The sequence below is a fragment of the Massilia sp. CCM 8734 genome (assembly GCF_011682155.1).
Taxonomy (GTDB): Bacteria; Pseudomonadota; Gammaproteobacteria; order Burkholderiales; family Burkholderiaceae_D; genus Telluria_A; species Telluria_A rubra.
Genome location: NZ_WHJI01000082.1, coordinates 1 through 8,396 on the forward strand (window position 1 = coordinate 1; position 8,396 = coordinate 8,396).

General features: G+C 60.1%; 11 protein-coding genes and 1 pseudogene. All 12 read left to right on the top strand.

The annotated features are described in order from the left end of the window. Positions 1-1,364, top strand: a 1,364-nt coding sequence (locus F2P46_RS34815) for a DUF1983 domain-containing protein (RefSeq protein ID WP_166898967.1), incomplete at its 5' end; no start/stop codon positions are given. After that, on the top strand, positions 1,361-1,705 hold the full coding sequence (locus tag F2P46_RS34820; protein WP_166898968.1) for a hypothetical protein: 345 nt from the start codon (positions 1,361-1,363) through the stop codon (positions 1,703-1,705). The genes F2P46_RS34815 and F2P46_RS34820, both read left to right, overlap by 4 nt. Next, on the top strand, positions 1,702-1,878 hold the full coding sequence (locus F2P46_RS34825; protein WP_166882693.1) for a hypothetical protein: 177 nt from the start codon (positions 1,702-1,704) through the stop codon (positions 1,876-1,878). The genes F2P46_RS34820 and F2P46_RS34825 overlap by 4 nt, the downstream gene beginning before the upstream one ends. A 442-nt stretch (positions 1,879-2,320) precedes the next feature. Continuing rightward, entirely contained in the window at positions 2,321-2,764 is a 444-nt protein-coding gene (locus tag F2P46_RS38940; RefSeq protein WP_166898970.1) for a helix-turn-helix transcriptional regulator, read from the top strand. Between the two features lie 81 nt (positions 2,765-2,845). Then, a complete protein-coding gene (locus F2P46_RS34835; RefSeq protein ID WP_166898972.1) occupies positions 2,846-3,316 on the top strand; it encodes a hypothetical protein in 471 nt (156 codons plus the stop codon). A gap of 232 nt (positions 3,317-3,548) precedes the next feature. Continuing rightward, a complete protein-coding gene (locus tag F2P46_RS34840; RefSeq protein WP_208296908.1) occupies positions 3,549-4,232 on the top strand; it encodes a hypothetical protein in 684 nt (227 codons plus the stop codon). Between the two features lie 31 nt (positions 4,233-4,263). Continuing rightward, positions 4,264-4,512, top strand: coding sequence for a hypothetical protein (locus tag F2P46_RS34845; protein ID WP_166898974.1), 249 nt, complete (start codon positions 4,264-4,266; stop codon positions 4,510-4,512). Positions 4,513-4,600: 88 nt separating this feature from the next. After that, a complete protein-coding gene (locus F2P46_RS34850; RefSeq protein ID WP_166898976.1) occupies positions 4,601-5,290 on the top strand; it encodes a hypothetical protein in 690 nt (229 codons plus the stop codon). A gap of 389 nt (positions 5,291-5,679) precedes the next feature. Next, complete coding sequence (locus F2P46_RS34855; RefSeq protein WP_166898978.1) at positions 5,680-6,258, top strand: aspartyl/asparaginyl beta-hydroxylase domain-containing protein; 579 nt, start codon at positions 5,680-5,682, stop codon at positions 6,256-6,258. Further along, a complete protein-coding gene (locus F2P46_RS34860) occupies positions 6,239-6,547 on the top strand; it encodes a hypothetical protein (protein ID WP_166898979.1) in 309 nt (102 codons plus the stop codon). Before F2P46_RS34855 ends, F2P46_RS34860 begins: the two co-directional genes overlap by 20 nt. Before the next feature lies 1 nt (position 6,548). After that, positions 6,549-7,259, top strand: a complete 711-nt coding sequence (locus tag F2P46_RS34865) for a hypothetical protein (protein ID WP_166898981.1) — start codon at positions 6,549-6,551, stop codon at positions 7,257-7,259. A 29-nt stretch (positions 7,260-7,288) separates the two neighbouring features. Continuing rightward, a pseudogene (locus F2P46_RS34870) lies at positions 7,289-8,396 on the top strand (hypothetical protein); the annotation flags it as partial.

An 8,396-nucleotide genomic window follows, 5' to 3' on the forward strand; every position in this document is an offset into this window, starting at 1 on the left:
CAAAGTCGCTGGCGGGGCCGATCATCGAGGGCGTGGGCAAGCCGGGTAGTCCGATGTTCGACCTGGCGGAAAAGCTGCAGGACAAGATCATGGCTTCGCCGGCGTGGATCAATATGTTCTCGGCCGTTACCCTGATCCAGGCGCCCGACTCGGTCCCCGGCAGCGCATCCTGGCTCCTGCAGCAGGAAGCCAAGGCCCGCGGCGCGGCAGTCACGCGCGTGGACACGGTCATCAAGGAAACCAACCTGTCGCTCGCGAAGACGACCGAAACGCTCACGTCATCCATCGGCGCGGCCGGCGCCGCGATTAAGGAAGAACGCGAGGTGCGCTCGACGCAACACGAGGCCATGACGCAGTACGTGCAGCAGGTGGTGACGTGGACCAACCAGTCGTTTGTCGGCGTGCAGAACGAACTGACCACGCGCACCAACAACGACAACGCCCTGGCCAGCGCGATCAACACCATGTGGGCGCGCGTGGGGCTCAATCAGGCGCTGGTCCAGACAGGGACCCAAATAGCCGTCAATCCGGTCGGCAGCGCGCTGACGAAGTTCGAGCAGCTACAGGCGACGGTCACGGACCCGGCGACCGGCTTGGTCAAGAGCTACGCGGCCCTGCGCCAGGAAGTCAATCTCACGAACGACAAGGTGCAGGGCCTGTCGGGAAAGTGGGGCGTCAAGCTCGATCTGAACGGCTATATCGCCGGCGTCACGCTCAATTCCAACGTTTCCACGGGGGGCAAGGCCGAATCATCCTTCATCGTACTGGCCGATACCTTCGCGGTCGGTGCTCCCGGCCGGCCGGGGATTGTGCCATTCGCGATCGACGCGAGAACAGGACTCGTCGCCGTGCGCGGCGACCTTGTTGCCCAAGGCAGCATCACCGGCTACCAGCTGGGGGCGTACTCGATCTCGCGCGACAAGCTGGCCTTGAAGGTAGTCGGCGGCGCGCAGATAGACGACCTGGCCGTCGACACGCTCAAAATCGGCAACAACGCGGTCACTGTCCCGCTGTACCTGTCGGGGACTGGCAGCGGCGGCATCTCGGCCGGAACCACCCGCATGGTCGGACAGATCACCGCCTACTACCCGGCCGAGGTAGATGTCGTCGCGCTAGTCACCTGGAAAGCGGCAGCATGGAACATCGGCGGAAACACCGGCGTCATCCTGCACGTTGATGGCCGCCAGTTCCATTACCAGTCCGACTCCAACATCAATACCTACGCTCTGTCGCACGCCACATCTGCCCGGGTTCGGCTGAGCCAGGGCTACCACACGTTCACAGTCACATTTGACAACGCGTGGCACCAAGGGACCTACGACTTGGGCGACTGGTCCGTTACCTTGCTTGGAGTGATGAAATGACGACATTTGCGAAGTACGACGTCGACGGCCGGGTGCTGTTCAACGGCGACGTGCCCGAGTCGATGCTGGCCCTACAGGGCCAGCGCATATTCGTGGGCGACATCGACGGGCGGACCCACTATGTACGCGACGGGCACAAGCACGCGCGGCCGGAAAGCCCCGCATTGCTCACCGGCCGCGACCTGACCCGGTTGCCCATGCCGTGCGAGGTGGTCATCAACGACAAGACGTACCCGTGCGGAGAAGGACGCGCGACGCTGAACTTCAATTTGCCGGGCCTGTACCGCGTCCGGATTGTAGCGTTTCCTTTCCTTGATGCACTTTTCGAGATCCAGGTATGATCATTTACCACAACGAAGACGTCGATCAGCTTCGCCGAGCGGCTTATCCGCCACTAGTCGACCTGGCCGATGCGATGTACTGGCAGAGCCAGGGGCAGGAGGCAAAAATGATGGAGTACAACGCTGCGGTCGGCGATGTCAAGCGGCGATACCCGAAACCAGTAAAGCCATAGCTGTACCAATTTGCGTAAAATTGCCGCCGTGCTTGCTATGGATGGCTCGGCCTTGCATTCCATATGCGTTGAAAGGCGAAGGAATCAGGCCAAGGATCGAACTCTTGTTGATGATCCTGCCGCACTTCTGTTGGCGCATGGCTGGTACCCGGCAATGCTCGCTAATGCGACAGAACCCAGTTTCGTCTTTGGTAAAGCCAAACACGCTGCCCGGACCGCGACAAATATGGATCAGCCTATGGAGAATCTTTAGGGCGAGCCTTACTTGTTGTTTTACATTCCCTAGTAGATCGTGCAGGTACCATTGGCCGCATCTAATGCCATAAAAATCACGATGGCGGCTAGCCGAGCACGCGTGCACTATGTTGAGCACTATCGTTCGGCCACCTTTTTTGCGTGATCTGCACGTAAACAGGCGACATATGCACCGACATAATAGTCGGTGACAACCCAGCCATCCCCCCGCGAACTTCTCGTCGCAAAACTCATCACGCAAGGTTTGAGCAATCGGCAGATCGCTACAGCGCTCAATATTTCTTATAACACGGCACGCCGTTACAGCAGCCAGGTGGGCCGCAAACTACAACTCGGCAACGTCGCAGCACTGGCCTGCGCTGCGATACCTGAAGGCGCGGCGACACTGCGCGCGATTGCGCCTATCAAGGCCCTGTTGAGCGAAGCGGAAATCAATGTGCTCGCGCTGGCGTGCCAGGGATTGAGCACAAAGCACATCTCACGCGAGCTTGCCATCAGTCCGCGCACCGTCGACAAGCACCGGCAACGCATGCTGCGCAAAACGCAGACGAGCTCAATTCGTGCGCTAACTGCATGGGTCGCCAGGCAGTACGCAATTTGTGGCATTGCTGCGGCAGGACCTCCTCTCTAGGCTGAACGCAAATCAAGTTTGTTCCTTGCATTCGCCGGGAGCACAACCGCCTTTGCCGGCCTATCCATAACGAGGAACACGATGACACGAAGTTCTATACCTTCACTTTCTCTCGTCGATGACGCCGTTCAATGCCTTGCCGACGACGCGGCGCTTCCTTTGTTCCGATTCACTGTCAGCCGCGACGAGGAACACGTTCATCTCGTCATGGAAGACGGCAAGCGTGTTGTCGACCTCGGCGAGCGCATCCATCACTACGCGCTGCTGATTCTTGTGCGTCGTAATATCGACGACGTGCTAGCCGGTCGCGACACCTGCAGCTGTGGCTGGACCGATCGCAATGATCTGGCCAGGATGCTTGGTCTCGACCCCTGCCATCTCGCCGTTCAAATGTTCCGCTTGCGGCGGCAACTATTCGCGGCCGGATTGACGCACGCGCTGATCGAACGTCGACGCGGGCAGTTGCGGGCAGTCGGCATGTCGGTCTCGATCGTGCAGGGCGGGGGCACGATGCGCGCCCAATTGTCGGGACCGATTCGGTTCGGTGCGTAAGCGTCCGTTTGCCATAGCATTCATTCGTGGCGAAGTGGAAATATTGTAATGGCGCGTAATCGCTTCTTTGCGTCGAAAAAGAGATGCTGTTGCAACGGGGCGAGCAAAAAGGAGGCCCGCAGCAGCATACGGGTCTGCGCATTCTGCTCCTTCGTGATCCCGTTCCGCGCGTGCAATCGCAATTGCAATGGCATTCGTGGCACATTCAACCGTTGTCTCTGAGGAGTATGAAATGACCACCATCAGCTATGTCAAATCCAACAAAAGCCTGGTTGCCAAAGGCGCCGCCGCACTGGGCGCAGGCACACCGTATTCGCTCACTCTGGTCAATGAATCGGGCACGCCGTTCACCTTCTATGTGTATCAGCAAATGCCTAATCAGGCGTCGGAAAACGTGTTTTCGCTCGCCTGGTTCTGCAGTCCCTACAATATCGGGCAAGGCAACCAGATCACCTTCCAGTGGGATATCGAGTACGGCTTCGTTTGGGGCAGCTCGGGGATCATCCAGCCCGGTGTAACCTTCAATGCCGGTGGCGATATTCCGGCCAATCCGCAAAGCAATAACTGCACCACTTTCTCCAATTCGCAGACCCTGGGCCCGAACCTCAGTGCCGCCCAGGCCGGTCAGCCGCAAGGCTCGCTCGTCATTTCAGATGCGTCCAACGTCGCGTCGAACCAGTTCTCGGTTGGCGTGAGCATGAGCGGCGCCGGCACCTTTGTCACCAACGCCGGCCCGAATCTGACGCACACCTTCACGCCGACGCCCACCTACTGGATCGCGGCCGGTTCCAATGTCCATGTCGGCACCGTCATGGATATCACGACCGTCAATCAAAACGCGCAGGTGATTTTCCCGCCAAATGTCTACGCACTGACCTACACCCTCAACGCGTCCAACCAATGGGTTTCGCCATAAGCGCCGTCCCTATCATCGAAAGGAGTTCATGATGGCTTTTACGATCTTTTCAGGTATTCCCGGGCGTGTTGTGTCGGTGCAAGTGGACGATCAGGGCACCTATAACGTCATGGGGCAGGCCCAGGCGCACGAGCTGCATGTGCCTTTGCAGTATGCGCAGGTCCACGTGGCCGGCGCTCCCGCGGTGACCCAGGCGCAGCGCCTTCCTGGCATTGCCAACGGTTCGCGCCTGGAAGTCATCCTGCTTAATGACCAGGTGAGACTGCAACCCCGGCCATAAGCGGCGGTGTTCTTTGTGATGCGACGAATTCCCGGGCCGCATGCCTCACCGCAAACGGCCTGGGCACACTGACATGAATGGGCACACCATGAACAGCTCTGCAACGTTCGATCTCTTCTTTTGCAACGACAGCCAGGTCGGCGGATTGGTCTGTGTATACCAGGACCCCGCCAATTTTTCTGCCAACGCCGCCAACGGACAGACACTGGCGTGGATGGTGTGCGGCGCCGACACCGGTGTGCAAATTGATTTTCAATGGCAACTCGCGTACGACTACGTCTGGTTCGACAACGCGTCGGTACCCACCCAACAGATTTCAAACGCAAGCCTTGGTGCTGTCAAGCTGGTCCGGGAAAATTTTGGCTATCATTTCTTGCCCGCTCCGCCGCCCCCCTCGGAAACTCTCGCGATCATATCGGACACGAGCGTCCCTTCGGACAGCCAAGTGCTGGTGGGCGTCGGCATGTCCGGTGCGGGTGCGCTTGCCTTTTCCGCCGTGCCGACGATGCAATACGAATTCACCCCCGTATGCACGGACAAGCTGCAGTACTACCTGGCCTTCGGCGGTGATTTCCAGCAAAACCGTCCGATCGCCTCGGTCAATCCCATGATCAGACCGATGCTGCTGTCATACCCCGCAGGCGTGGTGGCAATGACAGTGACACTCACGCCATCGAATGAACTCATGCTCACGAGCGGCACGCCATCGAGCCAGCGCGCGGCATCGTCAAACGCACCGCGCAGGATAATCCTATACTGTTGCGGCCAGACTGGCTGACTGAAAAGCCGCCCAGGCGCAAGAAAAGGCCCTCACCATGTCCGAATGCAGAGTGTGGAAAAACCGAAAAAGCTGCACGGATTAGCGATGCCGGTCCAGCTTAACGGAGCAACCGGGATGCGAGCATGGTGGCGACATTTTGTTCGCTCACGAAGTCGGATATGGTTCGAGAAGGGACGTGCTCATAAACTAGGAAGCGCCGCTGAAGTGCGAAATTTTTGAGCGTTAACTTTGGGGCGAAACCGGTCGCTGGTCGTTGTCCTGCTGGGTACTGCTCAATATAAGATTTTTCTTGAATTACGTGGGCCTCGCCAAGACGTTCCACCTAAATTCTAAGTTTAGTTAAAACCGGCCATATTATCCCCGCCTCAATTACAGCGGGGAACAGCATGGCAAGTTTTCAACACATCGCAATAGGTATCCAGGTGGCGGCGCTGCTAGCCGCGCTGGAGGCAAAACCCCACTTGTTCGGCCACCATACGGCACGTGCTACCGCCTACGATTCGCCACACCGCGCGATGACGGACATCTGGGTGCGCTTCAACGACATCGCCAACCTGGGTCCCCATTTCACCGACGAGCACGACTCGATCTGGTACCCGGCCTACGCCGAACTCCCCGAACTCGCACCCATCATCTTCGGGCTGATGGCGCACGTGCATGGCGAACGGCTCGGCGGCGTGCTGATCACGAAAATCCCCGCCGGCGGCCGCATCGAGCCGCACATTGACCGTTGCTGGCACGCGGACTACTACGACAAGTTTTACATCCCCTTGCGTAACGATCCGGGCGCCCTGTTCCATTTCCCCGAAGGCGACATCGTCGCCAGACCCGGCGACTGCTACTGGTTCGACAACGGCGTGACCCACAGCGTCAGCAACGACAGCCAGGCCGACCGGATCTCGCTGATCGTCTGCATCAAAACCGACAACTTTAAGGAACTGAAACGTGATCGACTTGAAGATTAAGCATCACTTCTCCGGCCGCGAATACGCCAAGCAGATGACACTGCCGGCGTCGCACTACGCCGAAACGCATTCGCATAATTTCGACCACCTGAGCATTCTGGCGTGCGGCACCGTGACTGTGACCATTGACGGCATCGAGGAAACGCACGTTGGGCCAACCTGCATCACGATCCGCGCCGGCCAGGTGCATCGCATCGAGGCGCTTACCGACTCGGTATGGTTCTGCGTGCACGCCCACGAAGGCACCGACCCCGACAAGGTCGATAGCGTTCTGATTAAGGAGGCTTGATATGCCGTGGGGAATCGCGGCATCCGTTGTAGCGGCCGGGATCGGGGCCGCCGCAACCAACAAGGCCAGCAAAAGGGCCGCTTCGTCGGCCGACAAGGCGCTGGAAGCGAACGCCTATCAGGGTGAGATCGCCATGGATCAGTTCGAGGACTACAAAACCTTCGCCCGTCCGGTAGAGCACTCGGTGTATGCCGACGCCATGAATACCGATACTCCCGAAGCGTACGACAAGGCCGCCGGCGACGCGCAGGCGTCAGTGTCGAGCCAGCTGGGCCTCGCACGCGACCGCCTGGCGCGCACGCCTGGGCTGGACCCGTCAAGCGCCGCCGCACAGGCCGCGACCACGAGCATGGAACTGAAAGGCGCGGCCATGGGCGCGGCAGCCGCGAACAAGGCCCGGGACGGCATCAAGGACAAGGCGTTCGCCCGCAAGCTCGACGCCGTCGGCATCGGCAAGGGCCTTGTCTCGAACGCGTCGAGCGGCCTAGCCAGCGCCGCGGCGACCGCCAGCAGCATCGCTGGCCAGCAGTCCGCGCAAGCCAGCCAGACCGCAGCCGGTATGGGGAACATGGTCAGCGGCATTACCAACGGCCTCTCGAAAATTGACTGGGGCGGCAGCGGAACCAGCGACTACAGCAAATGGGAATCTAACAACGCCGGCGTGATGCAGAGCACCGGCCTGTCGTCGTCCGAACTGGCCGGCGCATTTTAAGGAATCGAACGATGACAAACTGGAGCGGCATGGCCGCCGGATTCAAGGGCTATCAGGACGGCGAGCGCGCCATTGCAGACGAAGAACGGCGCAAGGCCGACGAAGCGCGCCGGGTCAAAGCGGACGCGCGCGCCGACACCGAAGCGGCGTTTCAGGAAGAGGCACGCAGCCGCCAGCGGTACGACTGGAAGGAGGTCGATCGCATCAAGGCAGCCGACAAGAAAGACATGGCTGATATCCGGGAACAACTCGCCAATGAAGCGGGCGCCGTCCAGGGCGGGGCCGACCCGGTTGCTGCTGAAGGCGCGCCGGCAGCTGACAATATCCAGGCCGAAATCGACAAGGCCATGGCGCCGCCGTTGGACGTGCTGCCCGGGGTGGCCGCCAAGCCAGCATCGATGGTCAAGAATCCGGCGGCGCTGGACTTGGCGCCAGCGCCTGCAGCGGCGTCGCTGGCGGCACTGCCCACACCGAAGAAGATGGGCGCGATCGGCACCCCGGCCGGCACAGTCCACAAGGGCGACTTCAACAGCGCGCTTGAGGTGCAGACCGCTTTTCTGCGTCGCAAAAATGCACGCGGAGATCTCACGCTGGAAGAACTGGCCCAAAAACAGGGACTGCTGACCAAGATGAAGAACGAGGGCATTGCGGACGCGCTCTCGCTGATGGGTCAAGGGCGCTACGACGACGCGATGGAGGCATACAACGCAGCCGGCTCGATGAAAGGCGCGCGCATCGTCAAAGGCGAGGCAAGTACGACCAAGATCAACGGCGAGGAACACCCGACCCATTTGGTCACGATCCGCAACCGCGACGGTACTCAGGTAACGATGGATGTTGCCAAAGCCCGCTATCAGCTGCTCGATTTCGAGACACAGCTGGCCCAGTCCGCACGGGCAGGCCAGACCGCCATGCAGCGCGAACACTACCTGGGCACACGGGAGGACAACAAGGCAGCACGTGCCCAACAGGCGCGTGATTCAGCCGCCGGCCGCGCCATTCAAATGGCGCACCTCGCCATGTCGCGGGAACAGCACGCGCAGTCAACGCCGCTCGGTCAGATCCAGGCCAAAGAAAAGGCGTTGGGCCGCACGCTGTCGCCGGTCGAGCGCGCCGCCATGCTGGGGGTGGACACGA

Excerpts from the sequence above, each read along its gene's own strand:
- F2P46_RS34835 (WP_166898972.1), top strand. The coding sequence starts at position 2,846 with ATGACACGAAGTTCTATACCTTCACTTTCTCTCGTCGATGACGCCGTT.
- F2P46_RS34855 (WP_166898978.1), top strand. The coding sequence starts at position 5,680 with ATGGCAAGTTTTCAACACATCGCAATAGGTATCCAGGTGGCGGCGCTG.
- F2P46_RS34845 (WP_166898974.1), top strand. The coding sequence starts at position 4,264 with ATGGCTTTTACGATCTTTTCAGGTATTCCCGGGCGTGTTGTGTCGGTG.
- F2P46_RS34820 (WP_166898968.1), top strand. The coding sequence starts at position 1,361 with ATGACGACATTTGCGAAGTACGACGTCGACGGCCGGGTGCTGTTCAAC.
- F2P46_RS34825 (WP_166882693.1), top strand. The coding sequence starts at position 1,702 with ATGATCATTTACCACAACGAAGACGTCGATCAGCTTCGCCGAGCGGCT.
- F2P46_RS34840 (WP_208296908.1), top strand. The coding sequence starts at position 3,549 with ATGACCACCATCAGCTATGTCAAATCCAACAAAAGCCTGGTTGCCAAA.
- F2P46_RS34865 (WP_166898981.1), top strand. The coding sequence starts at position 6,549 with ATGCCGTGGGGAATCGCGGCATCCGTTGTAGCGGCCGGGATCGGGGCC.
- F2P46_RS34850 (WP_166898976.1), top strand. The coding sequence starts at position 4,601 with ATGAACAGCTCTGCAACGTTCGATCTCTTCTTTTGCAACGACAGCCAG.